This is a genomic window from Frankia sp. R43 (genome assembly GCF_001306465.1).
Lineage (GTDB): Bacteria > Actinomycetota > Actinomycetes > Frankiales > Frankiaceae > Parafrankia > Parafrankia irregularis.
Genome location: NZ_LFCW01000009.1, coordinates 448,474 through 465,524, shown reverse-complemented (window position 1 = coordinate 465,524; position 17,051 = coordinate 448,474). Strand labels below are relative to the sequence as shown.

12 protein-coding genes are annotated in these 17,051 nt (G+C 70.5%); 7 read left to right on the top strand and 5 right to left on the bottom strand.

What is annotated here, in order from left to right; translation table 11 throughout:
* Positions 1–1,068 carry an esterase family protein gene (locus ACG83_RS33910; RefSeq protein WP_054570317.1) on the bottom strand — a complete coding sequence of 356 codons (1,068 nt, stop codon included), beginning with the start codon at positions 1,066–1,068 and terminating at the stop codon, positions 1–3.
* A 185-nt stretch (positions 1,069–1,253) separates the two neighbouring features.
* A complete protein-coding gene (locus ACG83_RS33905) occupies positions 1,254–2,894 on the bottom strand; it encodes an alkaline phosphatase (RefSeq protein ID WP_054570379.1) in 1,641 nt (546 codons plus the stop codon).
* 1,032 nt (positions 2,895–3,926) lie between these two features.
* Here ACG83_RS33905 and ACG83_RS33900 point away from each other — a divergent pair.
* Both ACG83_RS33900 and ACG83_RS33895 read left to right on the top strand, forming a co-directional pair.
* On the top strand, positions 3,927–5,333 hold the full coding sequence (locus ACG83_RS33900) for a family 2B encapsulin nanocompartment shell protein (protein WP_054570316.1): 1,407 nt from the start codon (positions 3,927–3,929) through the stop codon (positions 5,331–5,333).
* Between the two features lie 111 nt (positions 5,334–5,444).
* Positions 5,445–7,793 (top strand): hypothetical protein, encoded by a 2,349-nt coding sequence (locus ACG83_RS33895; protein ID WP_054570315.1) that lies wholly within the window; start codon positions 5,445–5,447, stop codon positions 7,791–7,793.
* Between the two features lie 92 nt (positions 7,794–7,885).
* Here ACG83_RS33895 and ACG83_RS33890 read toward each other — a convergent pair whose 3' ends face one another.
* On the bottom strand, positions 7,886–9,475 hold the full coding sequence (locus ACG83_RS33890) for an MFS transporter (protein ID WP_054570314.1): 1,590 nt from the start codon (positions 9,473–9,475) through the stop codon (positions 7,886–7,888).
* A gap of 396 nt (positions 9,476–9,871) precedes the next feature.
* Here ACG83_RS33890 and ACG83_RS33885 point away from each other — a divergent pair, with 396 nt between their 5' ends.
* Entirely contained in the window at positions 9,872–10,798 is a 927-nt protein-coding gene (locus ACG83_RS33885) for an alpha/beta hydrolase (protein ID WP_054570313.1), read from the top strand.
* A gap of 135 nt (positions 10,799–10,933) precedes the next feature.
* Here the strand turns inward: ACG83_RS33885 and ACG83_RS33880 are convergent, their stop codons facing one another.
* Entirely contained in the window at positions 10,934–11,365 is a 432-nt protein-coding gene (locus ACG83_RS33880) for a helix-turn-helix domain-containing protein (RefSeq protein ID WP_235498354.1), read from the bottom strand.
* A 315-nt stretch (positions 11,366–11,680) separates the two neighbouring features.
* Here ACG83_RS33880 and ACG83_RS33875 point away from each other — a divergent pair, with 315 nt between their 5' ends.
* From ACG83_RS33875 to ACG83_RS33860, 4 genes are all read left to right on the top strand, one after another.
* Positions 11,681–12,310, top strand: a complete 630-nt coding sequence (locus ACG83_RS33875) for a lactate utilization protein (RefSeq protein WP_054570312.1) — start codon at positions 11,681–11,683, stop codon at positions 12,308–12,310.
* 151 nt (positions 12,311–12,461) lie between these two features.
* Positions 12,462–14,336 carry a TerD family protein gene (locus tag ACG83_RS33870; RefSeq protein ID WP_063793290.1) on the top strand — a complete coding sequence of 625 codons (1,875 nt, stop codon included), beginning with the start codon at positions 12,462–12,464 and terminating at the stop codon, positions 14,334–14,336.
* Positions 14,337–14,488: 152 nt separating this feature from the next.
* Positions 14,489–15,490: an aldo/keto reductase gene (locus ACG83_RS33865; protein ID WP_054570311.1), complete on the top strand. Its 1,002-nt coding sequence runs from the start codon at positions 14,489–14,491 to the stop codon at positions 15,488–15,490.
* Positions 15,491–15,585: 95 nt separating this feature from the next.
* Positions 15,586–16,101, top strand: coding sequence for a pyridoxamine 5'-phosphate oxidase family protein (locus tag ACG83_RS33860; RefSeq protein ID WP_054570310.1), 516 nt, complete (start codon positions 15,586–15,588; stop codon positions 16,099–16,101).
* A gap of 86 nt (positions 16,102–16,187) precedes the next feature.
* Here the strand turns inward: ACG83_RS33860 and ACG83_RS33855 are convergent, their stop codons facing one another.
* The gene (locus ACG83_RS33855) at positions 16,188–17,036 is read right to left on the bottom strand and encodes a hypothetical protein (RefSeq protein WP_054570309.1); all 849 of its coding nucleotides are present in this window, start codon (positions 17,034–17,036) and stop codon (positions 16,188–16,190) included.
* Positions 17,037–17,051 lie beyond the last annotated feature (15 nt).

Genomic DNA, 17,051 nt, shown 5'->3' with positions numbered 1-17,051 from the left:
TCACAACGCCCAGCGCAGGGCTTCCCGCAGTGCCGGCCGCCACACGCCGAAGTCGTGCCCGCCCGGTCGCAGCCGCAGCGTGACGGTGAACCCGCGGCGCCCGGAGAGGACGCGCGCCATCTCCCGGATGTCGTCCAGCGGCTCATGATCAGCGCGGCCGCAGTCGAGCCAGACCCGCATCGGCGGGTTCGGCGGCAGCGTCGAGGCGTACCGCGCGGGTGTGTTCGCGGCGACGACCTGCGCGAGATCCGGACGAGGGCCGAAGAGCTTCGCCGTTCCCGCGTCGTAGGTGGGTCTGGTCAGGCCGGACAGGTCGATGATGGTCGCGACGAGGTCGCGATGACGCAGGCCGAGGTTCAGCGCGCAGAACCCGCCCGCGGACATGCCGGCCAGGACCCGGTCGGCCCGGGCCGGGATCGACCGCAGCCGGGCGTCGATCGTGGGGATCACATCCTGGATCACGTATGTCTCGACGTGTTCCGTGGCCCCGTCGACGCATTCGCTGTCGTCCAGCCAGCCGCGGCTCACCCGCGGCGCGACGAGAATCGCGGGCTGGGGCCCACGCCCAGGCGAACGGCCCGCTGCCGCATCCGCGCCGATCTGCGCGGCCTCGCCGCCGCGGAACCAGTCGGTGGGCACCCCCGGGGATCCGTGCAGGAGGTAGACGACGGGGAAGCGGGCCCGGGGCTCGGTGAAGTACTGCGGCGGCAGGTAGATCATGGCGTCGCGGGTGCCGAAACCGCTGTGCGTGCCGGTGATCGGCAACTCGATGACAACCCCGTCGGGATAGCGCCGCCCCGATCCCGGGGCCAGCGCCGCATCCGCCGACGCCGTCGGCCAGGACTTCACCCCGAGGACGTCGTCGAGGCGCGGCAGGTAGCCGTAGTGCGCGTTGACGAGGTCTGCGGCCGCCGCCACCGTGAGCAGGAACGCGAGGCACCCGGCCGCGATCGGACCGGCCCGTCCGCGCCGGCGCACCGCGAGCAGGGCGCAGCCGGCCCAGCAGATCACCGCCAGCGCCACCAGGGCCGACAGGAACCACCCGCTGATGATGACCACAGAGCCCACGGCACGAGCCCGTCCCGCTCCGGCGCGTGGTCTCCGGCACGTGCGACCCGCGCTCTGCCACCACTATGGCCCACGACGGCGTGCGGTTCCGGTCCGTCCGGCAGACCCGGGTGGGTGTCCTCCCGGTGGGGGTGGGAGGACACCCCGAACGTGATGCCGTCAGCGGGCGGTCAGCGCACGACCTGTCAGCGTGTGACCAGGCCGGGGTTGCCCGCCTCCGTGGTGAAGGAACCGGCGGTGACCAGGGTGCCGTCGGGCGTGGTGACCCTGCTGACGGTCTTCCAGTCGACGTCGGCGGACTCGCGGCCGAGGTTGACCAGGACGTAGCCGCGCAGCCCGTTGTAGAACTTCAGATGCGGGTTGCGGGCCAGGTAGTTGGCCCAGTTCGACGGCTGGGCGGAACCGTTGCCACCGCTGGTGATCGAGGTGGCGACGATCTCGGTGCCGAGGACCTTCGACGCCGGGTCGGCCCAGTCGTCGAGGATGTCGAATCCGTACGCCACGTGCACGTCACCGGTGAGGACCATCAGCTCCCTGCCGGAGTTCCCCCTGCTGGGCAGGCCGTTCTTCCAGCCGTCGATCAGCCGCTGCCGCGACGCCGGGTAGCCGTCCCAGGAGTCCATCGACAGGGTCCCGTCGCCGTTGGGGTTCGCCCGGCGGGAGAAGGTGACCTGCTGCGCGACGACGTTCCACTGCGCCTTCGACCTCGCCCATCCGTCGATGAGCCACTTCTCCTGGTCGAGGCCCGGCAGCGTCTGGGACTCAGCCTCGGACGCCGCGGTCGGCAGCTTCCAGCCGTCGCCGTTGGCCTGGTCGGTGCGGTACTGACGGGTGTCGAGGACGTCGAACTGCGCCAGCCTGCCCCAGTTGATGCGCCGGTAGAGCTGCATGTCCGGCCCGTTCGGGAACTGCGGCCTGCGCAGCGGCTGGTTCTCCCAGTACGCGCGGTAGGCGGCGGCGCGCCGGAGCAGGAAGTCCGCCACCGGCCCGTTGGTCTCGGAGGTCTCGTCGGCGTAGTTGTTCTCGACCTCGTGGTCGTCCCAGGTGACGACGAACGGGTGGGCGGCGTGCGCGGCCATCAGATCCGGGTCCGACTTGTACAGGCCGTAGCGGATCCGGTAGTCGTCCAGGGTGGCCGTCTCGAGGCTGACCGTGGCGGGCAGCACCCGGTCGGTGTAGGCACGGGCGCCACCGACGGCGCTGACCGCGTACTCGTAGAGGTAGTCGCCGGTGTGGAAGACGGCGTGCACGTCCTCCTGCGCCAGATAGCGGTGGGCGGTGTAGTAGCCCTGGTCGTAGCGCTGGCAGGAGACGTTCGCGAACCTCATCGAGCGCACCGGGGCGCCCGGGGCGGGTGCGGTCCGGGTCCGGCCGACCGGGCTCACCCAGGTGCCCACGCGGAACCGGTAGTGGTACTCACGGTCCGGCGACAGGCCCTGGACGTCCACGTGCACGGAGTGGCCGAACTCGGGGTGCGCCCATTCCTGGCCGCGGCGCACGACGCGACGGAACTGTTCGTCGGAGGCGAGCTCCCAGCTGACGGAGATCCGGGCCGCGGGCAGCCCGCCGTCGGCGACGAGCGGTTCCGGTGCCAGCCGGGTCCACAGCAGCGTCGAGTTGTGCTGCGGGTCGCCGGAAGCCACGCCGAGCGTGAACGGGTTGCTCGTCACCTGGGTCGCCGCGAGCTCGGGCGCACTGGCCGAGGCCATGCCGGGAAGCCCGACGGTGAACGCGAGTGTCGCGGCCGCGCCGGACAGAGTGAGGAACCGACGCCGTTCCAGGCCACGGGCAGCTGCCCGCAGTTCGGCGGAGTACTCAGAACTCATCGTCACGCGATGCCTTCCTCGTCGAGGGGCTGACGGCGTGTCAGCCTCTCAACGAGAGGTGGCCGCCTGGGAAACGCGGAACGTCCGACTGAAACCGATTTGTCAAAGCGAAAAATCGGGTGATCACGCTTTGCTACGGGGAATCCGGTGTGAAACTGCCCGCCGAACAGGTGGAACTGCTGGTCAGCGGTCATATTCGGCGCCGGGGTGATCCTGTCGCACGTGCCCGCGGGAGGTCTCGGGCCATCACTGTGCGTGCGGTGAGGAGCGGTCCGTGCCGGCCTGGGGGCAGTGTCGATCCCGCATCCTGACGTGCTGTCGAGGGACAACGTCCCGACGGTGCCGGGGCGTCCGGCCCGCTCATGGTGGGCACAAAGAGTCATGGAATTCTCGACGGATCGTCATTACGTACTAGTGCCCAGTCTGGATCCGCTACTGACGGTGCGATGGTTCAGCGGAACTCGCGGTGGGACGCCGGACGGGATGGCGATGCCGGAGATTGCGCCGGGGCGATGTCGAACGGACCGCCGCGCCGCGTCGGCGATGTGGTGGCGGACGCTTCTAGCAGGGCGGCCCGGTCGACGAGCGGAGGGATGTCGGCGGAAGCCACCATGAGACCACGGAAAAATTAATCAGACCAATGCCGAGTCGCTGGATGGGTCACTGTGGTCTCCGGTTTGGTCGGGTGGTGGACAATCCTCACGGTCTGTGTTCGTAACAGGAAAAGGACAGGGCTAGGGGGGACCACGGTGGCGGGCCACTTCTGACTAATTGTGCGAGCTTCCCGTATCCCGGATCGCCGGGATACGGGAAGCTCGCACTGCGTCCGACGGCGCGCCTTGAACTCGACCGGTGGTTTCCGCCGTCGAGCTGTACGACGGGGGAGTATCTGCGGCGATCCGCAGAAAAATGCAAGAAATATTGCGCCGCTGGTACCCGTCTGTCCGGCTTGCGGTCCTCTGGTCGCCTGTTCGCCGATCCACCGCCCGTCCAGGGTGATCTTCCGTAGTCCACAGAGGGGTGATGCACGCCATGACCGAGCCGGTCAGCGTATCCGCTGATGTCGACCTTTCCGCGCAGCCGTTGAGTCTTGGCTCCGCCGCGGCGCGAAATCTCGCGACCACGACCAAGTCCGTCCCGCAGATGCAGGAGATCTCCTCCCGCTGGCTGCTGCGGATCCTGCCCTGGGTGCACACGGCCGGTGGCGTGTACCGGGTGAACCGGCGCCTCACCTACATCGCCGGCGACGGCCTGCTCACCTTCACCAGCACCGGCTCGCAGATCCAGGTCGTCCCTGCGGAGCTCACCGAGCTCCCCCCGCTGCGGGGTTTCGAGGGTGACGAGCTCGCCGCGCTCGCCGACGGCTTCGTCCAGCGGGAGTACTCCGCGGGCGACGTCCTCGTCACCAGTGGAGACGCCGCGGACGCCGTCTTCCTCATCGCGCACGGCAAGGTCGGCAGGTTCGGGCCCGGAGCCTACGACGACGAGCGGTCACTGGGAATCCTCAGCAGCGGCGAGTACTTCGGTGACGAGGTCCTGATCGAGGCGGACGCGACCTGGGGTTACACGGCCCGTGCCCTCACCGGCACGACGGTGCTCGTCCTGTCTCGCCAGCGGTACCAGCAGCTTCTGGACGCCTCCGACACACTGCGGGCCTGGGTGGAGGACTACCGCGCCCGTGTCGTGCCCGTGCAGAACCGGTACGGCGAGGCCGAGATCGCGATCTCGGCCGGCCACGTCGGCGAGCCGGTGCTGCCCGGCACGTTCGTCGACTACGAGCTGGCGCCCCGCGAGTACGAGCTGAGCGTCGCCCAGACCGTGCTGCGGGTGCACAGCCGGGTCGCCGACCTCTACAACGAGCCGATGAACCAGCTCGAGCAACAGCTGCGTCTCACCGTCGAGGCGTTGCGTGAGCGCCAGGAGCAGGAGCTGGTGAACAACGCCGACTTCGGCCTGCTGCACAACGCGGACCTGCGCCAGCGCATTCACACCCGGACGGGGCCGCCGACCCCGGACGACCTCGACGAACTGCTGAGCCGCCGGCGGAGCACGCATGTTCTGCTCGCCCATCCGCGCGCCATCGCGGCGTTCGGCCGGGAGTGCACGGCGCGCGGCATCTACCCGGCGACGGTGCTGTTCCATGACCAGCATGTGCCGGCCTGGCGTGGTGTTCCCCTGCTGCCGGTGAACAAGATCCCGGTCAGCGTGGCCGGGAAGACCTCGATCCTCGCCCTGCGCACCGGTGAGGAGAGCCAGGGCGTCATCGGGCTGCACCACGTCGGTCTCCCCGACGAGCTGGAGCCGGGGCTTTCCGTGCGGTTCATGGGGATCAACGAGAAAGCAATCATCTCCTATCTGGTGACGACCTACTACTCCGCCGCCGTTCTGGTGCCCGACGCCCTCGGGATCCTGGAGAACGTGGAGATCGGGCGGCACTAGCCGCGCACCGTCGACCGGCGCCGCCGCGACGGAGACCCTGGCGCGGCGGCGCGGTTTCCCGGGATGTTTCTCGTCGGTGATCCGAGCACAGAGGAAGGTGTGCAGCGCGTTATGCAACCGTTCACGCTACCCCGGTTTTACGTACCGTATCCGGCGCGGCTCAACCCGAACCTGGAGGCCGCCCGCGCGCACAGTCTGGTCTGGGCCGGCGAGATGGGAATGATCGGCCCGGCCGACGGAGGGCCCGCGATCTGGACGCAGCGTGACTTCGAGTCGCACGACTACGCCCTGTTGTGCGCGTACACCCATCCCGACGCCGCCGCCGAGCGGCTTGCGCTCATCACGGACTGGTACGTGTGGGTGTTCTACTTCGATGACCATTTTCTCGAGCTTTTCAAGCGAACCGGCGACATGGCCGGCGCCCGCGAGTACCTGGACCGGCTGCATGCCTTCATGCCGGTCGACGGCGCTGCCGAGCGGGCCACCGGAAAAGCGGCGGACAAGGCTGCCGACAAGACAGCTGGCAAGACAGTCGACAAGGCCGTCGGCGAAGCCGCCGAAGGCTCTTCCGGCAGCGCGCCGGCGCCGGCGAACCCGGTCGAACACGGCCTGGTCGACCTGTGGTCGCGTACCGTTCCCGACCGCACCGCGGCGTGGCGGCAGCGGTTCGTCGCGAACACCCGGAACCTGCTGGACGAATCCCTGTGGGAACTCGCCAACATCAACGACAACAGGGTGTCGAACCCGATCGAGTACATCGAGATGCGGCGCAAGGTCGGGGGAGCGCCCTGGTCGGCGAACCTTGTCGAGCATGCCGCCGATGCCGAGGTGCCGGCGTCCGTCGCGGACCGGCGTCCGATGCGCGTGCTGCTCGACACCTTCGCCGACGCCATCCACCTGCGCAACGACCTGTTCTCCTACCAGCGCGAGGTCGAGGTCGAAGGCGAGCTGAGCAACGGGGTCCTGGTGCTCGAGCGGTTCCTCGGCTGCGACACCCAGAGCGCGGCCGAGCTCGTGAACGACCTGCTCACGTCCCGGCTGCACCAGTTCGAGCACACCGCGGTCGTCGAGGTCCCGCCGCTGCTGGACGAGAACGGCGCTGACCTGCCTGCCCGCGCCGCCGTTCTCGCCTACGTCAAGGGCCTGCAGGACTGGCAGTCCGGCGGCCACGAATGGCATCTTCGCTCCAGCCGCTACATGAACGACAGCGCGGCCACGCCGAGCCTGCTGCCGCCCGGCCCGAGTGGCCTGGGCACGTCCACCGCCCGAGTGCTGGAATCGATCCTCGCCACGGCGCCGCAGCGGCTGCGGGCCTTCAGCCACGTGCCCTTCCAGGCCGTCGGATCCATGCCTGTTCCGGCTCCCTACATGCCCTTCGAGACGGGCGAGAACCCCCACCTGGCGAGCGCCCGGCGCGACACCGTCCGATGGTCTCGGGCGACCGGCCTGCTCGACCCGGTCCCCGGCATCTGGGACGAGCACAAGCTCGTCTCCTACGACTTCCCGCTCTGCGCCGCCTGCATCCACCCCGCGGCGGACCGGGATGCGCTTTTCCTGGCCGCGCGCTGGCTCACCTGGGGAACCTACGCGGACGACTACTATCCGGTGGTCTTCGGAAGAACCCGGGACCTCGCCGGCGCGCGGGCGTGCACCGAACGGCTGAAGGAATTCCTTCCCCTGGAGCCCGGGGCGAGCGCGGCGGCTCCACCTCCGGTGATTCCCCTGGAAAAGGCGCTGGCCGACCTGTGGGCGCACACCGCGCCGCCGCTGGACCGCGACGCCCGCCGCGCCTTCCGCGGCGCGGTCGACAGGATGCTCGACAGCTGGCTGTGGGAGCTGGCGAACCACGCCGCCAACCGGATACCCGATCCGGTGGACTACCTGGAGATGCGGCGGGCGACCTTCGGCGCCGACCTGACCATCACCCTCACCCGGATCGGCTCCGAATCGAGACTGCCGGCCGAGGTCGGTGCGGCGGGCCCGATCCGCGCGCTGGAGAACTCGGCCGCTGACTACGCCGCCCTGCTCAACGACATCTACTCGTACCAGAAGGAGATCCAGTTCGAAGGCGAGCTCAACAACGGTGTTCTGGTGGTGCGCAACTTCCTCGACTGCCCCGCCGAGCGGGCCATGGCGGTCGTCAACGACCTGATGACCGCCCGGATGCGGCAGTTCGAGCACATCGTGGACCGTGAGCTGCCCGCCATGTTCGACGCCTTCGGCCTCGCCGAGGATGCCCGGGCCGCGGTCGGGCGTCACGTGGGTGAGCTGCGGAACTGGATGGCGGGCGTGCTCCGCTGGCACGAGGGGACCCGCCGCTACGACGAGTCGGAGCTGCGCCGGCATCCGGCGGCCGGTGTCCCGCCGTTCGGCTCCCCGACCGGGCTCGGGACGTCCGCCGCGCGTCTCGCCGCCGGCATCGCGCGCACCGGCACAGGCGGCCTGGCGGCTCGGCCCTGACCACTGACCGCCCGGACGCCTTCTGACCGCCCGAACATCTCCTGGCATTCCGGACGTCCCCTTACCGCTCGGACGTCCGGTGCACACCCTGGTCAGGCGACCTTCGCGGGGACGGGAGCAGCCGTCGGTACGGACGGCGTGGCGACCGTACCGCGGGGGAGCACGAGCGAGCCGAGGAAGGCGACGGCGACCGAGACCAGGCCGACGAGGACGGTGGCGAGCAGTCCGGCGTCCGGGCCGTTCCGGGCGCTCTCGGCGAAGAAGAGCGCGCCACCGCCGGAGACCCCCAGCGCCGAGGCGAACTGCTGGGTGGTGGTGAGGACGCCGCTGACCGTCCCGCTGATGTCCGCCGGGGCGGCGGCCATCACGGTCGCCGCCAACGCCGGGATCACCAGACCGTTGCCGACACCGGCGAGCATCAGCAGCGGGGTCAGCTCCCAGGCCGAGACGCCGGTGCCCTCCGCCGCGACCGCCACCGCGAACCCGACCAGCGACAACGAGGTGGCCAGCGCACCGGCGCTGAGCACGCGCGGCCCGAACCGGGCGGCCAGCGGCCGGGCGCACAGCGACGCCAGCGCGAACACGACACCGAGCGGTGCGAACATCAGCCCGGCGTTCAACGGTGAGCGGTGCTGGCCGGCCTGCAGGAAGATCGTGAGCGAGAGCAGGAAACCGCCGAAGAACAGGAAGTAGCCCGCGCTCATCACCATGCCGCCGACCACCGGCCGGGACCGCACCACCGCCGGTGGGATGATCGGGTGCCCGCCGCCGCGGGCCAGCCGTGCCTCCCAGCCGACGAACCCGCCGAGGACGAGAAGGCCGGCGGTGAGCGCGAGCCATGTCCACAGCGGCCATCCCTCGTCGCGGCCCAGGGTGAGCGGGACGAGCACCAGGCCGATACCGAGCGTCAACGCGCCGAGCCCCACCGGATCGAGGCTCTCCGGACGCGCGGCCCGCGACTCGGTGACCAGCCGCCGCGCGCCGACCAGCGCCGCCAGCCCGATCGGGACGTTGACCAGGAAGATCGGACGCCAGCCGAGACCGAGGATGTCCAGGTCGAGCAGCACCCCGCCGAGGACCTGCCCGCAGACGCCGCCGAGCCCGATCGTGACGCCGAAGAAGGCGAAGGCCCGCGCCCGCTCCGCCGGCGGGAAGGTCACGGTGATCAGCGCGAGGACCTGCGGCACCATGGCGGCCGCGCCGGCGCCCTGCAGCAGCCGGCCACCGATGAGCGTCGCCTCGTTCGGCGCGACACCACACAGCGCCGACGCGGCGGTGAAGACGGCCATGCCGATCAGGTACAGGCGACGGCGTCCGAACCGGTCACCGAGCCGACCGCTGGTGACCAGACCGGCGGCGTAGGTGAACGAGTAGCCGCCCACGATGAGCTCGAGGCCGGCGTTGGACGCGCCCAGGTCACTCTCGATGCTCGGTGCCGCCACGTTGACGACGAAGACGTCGAAAAGGCTCATGAAGCTGGCGATGAGGATCACCGGGAGCGCCCGCCACCGCCGCGAATCCACCACCGCGGCCGGTGGCCCGGGGTTGCCTGCGGCCCCGCTGACGCCGCCGACGGCGCCGTGTTTCCCGGCTCCGCTGTGTTCGCCGGCTCCGCTGTGTTCGCCGGCCCCGCCGTGTTCGCTCCCGGCCTGACGCGCCGCTGTGTCGACACCGCCCGACATACGCACCGGGCTCCTTCCACAACCGAGTCTGTAGAGCCGGACAGTCCCGCCTACCTGCGCCTTCGACGTGAGCGGGCCCCACCGGCTGATCGACACTGCCGGCCGATCGACACTGCAGAAGTCCACGCGCGGATTCGGAATTCCCGGCCGAGGCCGCCGCATCGAGGCCAGCGGGCCCGTGACGCGCGGCGAGCCGCCCGATCGAAATCGCATATGTGCAGGTCAGCGGTACGAGTGAGACGGCCTTCCGGCGGGGAGGTGAGCCCGGACACACCCCTGGCAACTTCTGGCGGCGCTCCTGGCCAAGCCCGTGATCGTGCCCGGCCGCACCTGCACACGGTTCCGTGGCGGGTGTGGGCGAATGCGGGCTACCGTGGGCAAATGGGAGGGGAGTCGATGACGTCCGGCGCGGTCGCGCCGCAGCTGCGAGCCAGGCTGCGCCGGTCACCACGGGTACGCGTCGACCGCACCTGGGTTCGCGGCCTGGTCCGGCTCGCGATCCGTCGGATGCCCACGGTGACAACCGCCGGTGTCACCGTGGAGACCGTGCCTGTCGCGGGCCACGATGCCCGGCTCTACCGTCCGGACGTGCGGCATTCGGGCGCCGCGCTGCTGTGGATCCACGGCGGTGGAATGATCATGGGGTCGGCGGTCCAGGACGATCGTCAATGTGGTCAGACCGCGCTCGAGCTCGGCATCGTCGTCCTGTCCGTCAACTACCGGCTCGCCCCGGCCTTTCCGTTTCCCGCGGCGCTCGACGACTGTCAGGCGGGGTGGGAATGGCTCGTGCGGCAGGCCGGTGAGCTGGGTGTGGACCCGTCGCGAGTGGCGATCGGCGGCCAGAGCGCCGGTGGCGGGCTGGCCGCCTGCCTGGTCCAGCGGCTGTGCGACACCGACGGGCCCGCGCCGGCCGCCCAGTGGTTGCACGCCCCGATGCTCGACGATCGCACCGCCGCACGACGTGAGCTGGACGCGGCCCGTCACCCGGTGTGGGACAACCGGCTCAACCGCTTCGGCTGGCGTTCCTACCTGGCCACCGATCCCGGAGCCCAGGCCCTGCCGGAGTTCGCCGTCGCGGCCCGCCGCGAGGACCTGCGGGGACTTCCGCCCGCCTGGGTCGGGGTGGGCGATGTCGATCTCTTCCTCGGCGAGAACAGGGACTACGCGCGACGGCTGAGCGCCGCCGGGGTACCGACGACCTTCCACGTCGTGCCCGGCGCACCGCACGGATTCGAGACCTGGGCCCCGGACACCGACCTGAGCCGCGCCTATCTGGCCGCGGCGCGGGACTGGTTGCGCCACGTGCTCGGCGAAGAAGCCTGAGCGCCAGGGGCAGCCCACCGTGGCACGCTGACGCAGCCCACCGGTGACATCGTGGCACACGGTGACATCGTGGCACACGGTGACGCGGTGGCACACGGTGACGCCGTGGTGCGGCGGTCGTCGGTGACAGCCAGATCAGGGCCGGTCTCTGGCGTCGTAGCGGCGCCGGGCCTCGTCGATGTCAGCCGCGTTGCTTGCCGCCCAGTCGAACAGCGAGGAGACCGTGTCGAGCAGGGTCCGGCCGAGCGCGGTGAGCTCGTAGTCCACACGCGGTGGAATCTGCGCGTGGATGGTGCGGCTGACCAGGCCGTCACGTTCCAGGGCCCGCAGCGTGCTGGTCAGCATCCGCTGGTTGATGCCGGGGAGCATGCGCCGGACCTCGGTGAAGCGTCGCGGGCCGGCGCTGAGTTGGTTGACCACAGCCAGGGACCACTTGTCGCCCACGCGGTCCATGACCGACCGGGCCTGGCAGTTGAGGTCGTCGCGCGGCTGCGGGGCCCCGGAGGTCCCCTCACCGGGCTCCGGGCGGTGGGCCCGCCCCGTCCGGTCCAGCGTGTTCTCGGTCAACGCGACCTCCGCTCAGCGGTGACGGTGGCCCTGCTCCCTGAATACTACTTTTCTCACCGGTCAAGTAGGTAATACGCCAGTCGATCGGCCTGTCGTGCATCCCGGCAGGGGAGTCGGCGCGACATCGGGCCCGGTGGTGGAGCCGGCACCCGTCAGGCCCACGCGGCGCGGCGGGCGCCGCTGGCCATCCTGGTTACCTGCACCGAACCAGGGCAGAAAAAAGTGCCTTCTTCCCCGGACTCCGCGCGGTCACAAGAATGTGATCCGGGCCAACGAGCCGCCGAGATGGACGGCATTTTGTCGGAGAGGGAAGAAATGACAATAGAGGCACCTGCGCTGGACGAGGCGTTCGCAGCCGTCGCCGCGGAGAGCAGCATCGGGCGGGCGGCGACCGCGCTTCGCGAAAACGCCTTCGCCGTGCACGTGGTGGACACGGTGGAGCAGGCTCGCGCACTGGTTGCCGAGATCCTGCCGACGGACCAGTCGGTCTTCACCGCGTCGAGTGAGACCCTGCGCGAGTCCGGCATCCAGGCCGATATCGACGAATCCGGAAAATATCAGTCTGTTCGTGCCGCGGCGCCGGCGCCGGGAACCGACGTCTACGCCACGATTCGGCTCGGTGCCACTCCGGACGTCGTCGTCGGCAGCGTCCACGCCGTGACCGAGGGCGGCCATCTCGTGGTCGGCTCGGCGAGTGGGAGCCAGTTCGCTCCCTATGCGTCCGGTGCCCGGCGCGCGATCTGGGTCGTGGGCGCGCAGAAGATTGTCCCGGACCTGGAAACCGCCCTACGTCGACTCCGCACCTACAGCCTGCCCCGCGAGCATCGGCGGCTGGCCGACCTCTACGGGCAGTCGTCCTTCATCGGGCGCATCCTGATCCTCGAGCGCGAAGCCTTCCCCGACCGGGGGACGGTCATTCTTGTGCGGGAGACCATCGGCTTCTGATCCGGCACGGGGCTGCGGACCGGCCGCGGCGGGTCCGCAGCCGGCCGCGGGCCGGAGCGGGTGTTCTGGCGTCACCCATGAGCGCTTATTTGTTCAAGTGGTGTTTCGTTTGTGTGTACCTTGTTGGGCGTAATCGTCCACAGTGCACCTTGTGACTGCTCCTGCCATCTCGCCCACGGACCGCCCGGCAGCGCACTCGCACCCGTTCGCGGTGGTCGATGTGGAGACGTCCGGGCTGGCCGCGGACCGGGACCGGATCCTGTCGATCGCGGTCGTGCAGGTCGGCGCGGATGGCTCGGTCGGTGAGCGGTGGACCACGCTGTTGGACCCCGGCTGCGATCCCGGCCCGGTACACATCCACGGCCTCACCCGGGAGCTGCTGGCCGGAAGCCCCACCTTTGTCGACGTCGTCGACGAGCTGGCCGCCCGCCTCGCCGGGCGGGTGATGGTCGCGCACAACGCGTCCTTCGACTGGCGTTTCCTCACCGCGGAGGCCGCGCGGGCCGGTCGGGAGCTGCCGATCGAACGACGGATGTGCTCCTGTGTGCTGGCCCGGCGGCTGGACCTGCCGGTCCCCGACTTCAGGCTGGCGACCATCGCCGACTTCTGGGCGGTGCCCTTCGAACGCCAGCACGACGCGCTGGCCGACGCCCTGGTGGTCGCCGAGGTCCTGCCGCGCATGCTCGCCCTGGCCGGGGAGCAGGACCTGGAGCTGCCCATCACCGCCGCCGACCGGACGCCCGCACCGCGGCCGGCCCGGGCGCCGCGAGCCCGCTGCGCGTTCGTCAACCCGGGCCCGCTCGCCGAGGCCGGCCTGATCCAGGGCATGCGGATCGCCTTCACCGGGGAGACGGACACTCCCAGAGATCGGTTGGAACAGCTCGCCGTCGATGCCGGACTCGCCGTCGCGACCTCGGTGAGCCGCCGCACGAGCGTGCTCGTGACGAACCACGCCGGCTCCGGCAGCGGCAAGGCGAAGGCCGCTGTGGCGCACGGCGTTCCCGTCATCGACGAGGCGACCTTCCTGCGGCTGGCTGCCGACGTCGCCGCCGGCAGCCCCCGCGACGTCCCCGCACCCGCGCTGGTTCGCGCCCCGGCGCTGGTTCCCACCCCTGTTCCTGCCACAGCACCTGCTCCGGCGGCTCCCGCGGCTGCGTCGGCTGCTTCCACGGCCGCGCAGGTTCCCGCCGCGCGTGGCGGTGGTGGGCCGGCGGCGCGGCGACCGTTCGCGGTGCGGCGCGTCCTCGTCCTCGGCGGGCCGCACGCCGAGGCGGCCGCCCTGCGGGAACGGGTCATCGACGCCGGTGGCCTGGCGGCGGTGAACCTGACCGCCAGCGTGACGGACGTGGTGTGCCTTCCCGGCGGGGAGGCTGACCGCAGGATGGCGCGGATCCGTACCCTCGGACTCCCGGTGACCACCGCCGACACGTTCCTGCGGCTGCTCGACGACCTGCTCGCCACCGGGCGCCGGGTGCCCGTCCAGCCGAGCCCCGGCGCGCCGCGGTCGCTGGTGCGGGGCGCCGTCGTGGACCTCCCGGTCGCGACGGCAGGTGCGCGCTGGACCGTCGCCGCCACCTGGGCCTGGGACAGCACGGTGGAGATCGACCTGGTCGCGTTCCTGGTGGGCGTGAACGAGCTGGTCGGTGACGACGACGACTTCGTCTTCTTCAACCAGCCGCACACCGACGACGGTGCCGTCAGCCTCAGCGTGGACGGCCCGTCGGAGCAGGCGATCACTCTCGATCTCATGACCCTGCCAAGCTCGGTGCATCGGGTTGTCATCGCGGCGGCACTCGGTGACGGCCGGACCTTCGGTGACATCGGGCCCGTCAACGTGGCGGCCCGCACCCCGGACGGGCAGCCGTGGCTGCACGCGACCCTGGACGCGGCGACCACCGAGCGGACCATGGTGCTTGCCGAGGTGTACCGCCGCAACGGCATGTGGCGGTTCCGCGCGGTCGGCCAGGGCCACGACCACGGCCTGGTCGACCTGGCCCGCGGGTACGGCGTCGACGCCACCGACTGAGGCAGACGCCACCGGCTGGGCCACCGGCCGGGATGATCAGGAGCGTCGGCGGCGGCGGTGATGGTGGGACATCCCCGGCGACCGGTCCGTGGGAGAGTTACCGGTTGGCGGATCCTCGCAGGTTCCTCACCGCGGAAGTGGGTGCTGTTCTCGTGGAGTACGTGAAGCTGGGGTCGACCGGTCTGGAGGTCTCCCGGGTCTGCCTGGGCTGCATGAGCTACGGGACGCCTGGGCAGGGGACGCATCCGTGGTCGCTGGACGAGGAGGCGTCCCGGCCGTTCTTCGAGCGGGCGGTCGAGGCCGGCGTCACCTTCTTCGACACCGCGAACGTCTACTCGCTGGGCCGCAGCGAGGAGATCACCGGCCGAGCCCTGCGTGACTTCGCCCGGCGTGACGAGGTCGTGATCGCCACCAAGGTGCAGGGCCGGATGCGGCGCGGCGCCAACGGTGCGGGACTTTCCCGCAAGGTCATCATGACCGAGATCGACGCCAGCCTGCGTCGCCTCGGCACCGACTACATCGACCTTTACCAGATCCATCGCTGGGACGACTCGACCCCGATCGAGGAGACCCTGGAAGCACTGCACGACGTCGTCCGTGCCGGCAAGGCCCGGTACATCGGCGCCTCGTCGATGGCCGCCTGGCAGTTCGCCAAGGCGCTGTTCGTTGCGGAACGCCACGGCTGGACACGCTTCGTATCCATGCAGAACCATCTGAACCTCCTTTATCGCGAGGAGGAGCGGGAGATGCTCCCGCTGTGCGCGGACCAGGGGATCGGCGTCATCCCGTGGAGCCCGCTCGCCCGCGGTCGCCTCACCCGGGACTGGGACACCACCACCACCCGCACCGAGACCGACGCCTTCGCCCGGACCCTCTACCACGATGACGACCGGCTGATCGTCGACGAGGTCGCCAAGATCGCGGCTGAGCGCGGTGTCAGCCGGGCCCAGGTGGCACTGGCCTGGCTGGTACGTAATCCGGTCGTCGTCGCCCCGATCGTCGGTGCGACCAAGCCCGAGCATCTCGACGAGGCTGTCGCCGCGCTCGACCTGGTGCTCACCGACGACGAGGCCGCCCGCCTCGAAGCCCCCTACCGGACCCGCCCGGTCGCCGGCATCTCCGTCCCACCCCGCCGTGCCGGGGCCAGCCGCTGACACCGCGTCGTGGGCTCGGCCGTGCCGGCCGGGTGTTCCAGAGCCGCATATCTCGGCTCGTCATCGGGCGTTCCTCCCGGAAAGGGGTCTGAGCGGTGGGTGTCAACCAGCGATCCCAGGTCGAGATGACGGCGGAGGAGGTCTCGGCCTATGTGGCCACGCGACGCACGGCGACGCTTGTCTCGCTCGGTCCGGACGGGCATCCACACGCGGTCGCGATGTGGTTCGCCGTCCTCGACGGGGTCCTGTGGTTCGAGACGAAGGCGAAGGCGCAGAAGGCGCTGAACATTCGCCGCGACCCGCGGGTGACCGTCCTGATGGAGGATGGCCTGACCTATGACGCGCTGCGCGGCGTGTCCCTGGAGGGCCGGGCCGAGATGGTCGATGACGCCGAGGCGCTGTGGAAGGTCGGGGTCAACGTCTGGGAGCGTTATCACGGCCCGTACAGCGACGAGGTGAAGCCGCTTGTGGAGAACATGCTGCACAAGCGGGTCGCCGTGCGGGTCGATGTCGAGCGCGTCCGTTCCTGGGATCATCACAAGCTTGGCCTGCCTCCGATCCCGATGGGCGGGACGACGGCACCCCATCACCCGCAGCCCCCAGCGCGCTAGAACCTCTGCGCCAGAGCCCGCCTGTACCAGGACCGAGGTCGGTGCCCGCCTGCGCCCGGGCAGACAAGGCGCTGCTGCTCGCCTCCTCAGCCATGCAGGAGATCCGGGCCGCCGGTGAAATCGTCCGGGTGCATCAGGGGGTGGTCGTCGAAGGCGACGTCATGCCCGAGAACCGAGTCGGCGGCCGGGTCGAGATGATCGACGTGATCGCTGTGATCGGCGGGGCCTTTCCAGTCGTGGGTGTCGTCGGCGTGCTCCTTGGGTCCGTGGTCATCCAACCCGTCACCGAAGCCGCCTTCGTGTTCCTGGGAGGCGTGCTGGAACTCGTGGGCGCCCGGCCCGGCGACCTGCTTGGCGCCGGCCTGGTCGTCGTTGTGATCGGCGGCTGTGCGGCTGTCGGCCAGTGCCGCCGCGGCGTTGGACATCTCCGGCTGGCCGGCGTGCGGGTCGAGATCCCAGCCGGTGTCCCATCCATGGCCCCACTCGGCCTCACCACCGCCACCGCCACCGCTTCCGGCAGCGGCGCCGTCACTGCCACTGTCGTGATCGGTGAGTCGGAGCTCGGCGGACTCGTCCGCGTGCTTGGCGAGGCTGTCGTCCTCCGGTGACTTCTCTGCGCCATCACCATCGCCATCGCTGTCCGGGTGGGCCGCACTGCCGTCGTGTTGGTTGGCTCGGCCGTCGTGGTGGGCCGTCGAGTCCGGGTCCAGCTCGTGGGCCGGCTCCTGGTCGTGTGGCGTGTCGAGGTCGTGGGCCTGGTGGTCCGTGTCGGCCAACGTGTCCGCGAGAAGCGCAGTGGCGACCACCGTGGCGCCGACGACCGCGCCGCCGGCGGCCGAGGCGAGCAGGGGCGGCAGACCTGGGTCGTTGTGCCGCCCGGCGTAGGTGTCGACGTGGGGGCGTGTCCGGTCGAACTGGCTGCTGAAAAGGGGCATATCCGCGGCCTGCGC

What these genes read in the sequence shown, in the direction of transcription:
- ACG83_RS33905 (WP_054570379.1), bottom strand. Translation starts at nt 2,894, where the DNA reads ATGAGTTCTGAGTACTCCGCCGAACTGCGGGCAGCTGCCCGTGGCCTG.
- ACG83_RS33900 (WP_054570316.1), top strand. Translation starts at nt 3,927, where the DNA reads ATGACCGAGCCGGTCAGCGTATCCGCTGATGTCGACCTTTCCGCGCAG.
- ACG83_RS33895 (WP_054570315.1), top strand. Translation starts at nt 5,445, where the DNA reads ATGCAACCGTTCACGCTACCCCGGTTTTACGTACCGTATCCGGCGCGG.
- ACG83_RS33890 (WP_054570314.1), bottom strand. Translation starts at nt 9,475, where the DNA reads ATGTCGGGCGGTGTCGACACAGCGGCGCGTCAGGCCGGGAGCGAACAC.
- ACG83_RS33885 (WP_054570313.1), top strand. Translation starts at nt 9,872, where the DNA reads ATGACGTCCGGCGCGGTCGCGCCGCAGCTGCGAGCCAGGCTGCGCCGG.
- ACG83_RS33875 (WP_054570312.1), top strand. Translation starts at nt 11,681, where the DNA reads ATGACAATAGAGGCACCTGCGCTGGACGAGGCGTTCGCAGCCGTCGCC.
- ACG83_RS33855 (WP_054570309.1), bottom strand. Translation starts at nt 17,036, where the DNA reads ATGCCCCTTTTCAGCAGCCAGTTCGACCGGACACGCCCCCACGTCGAC.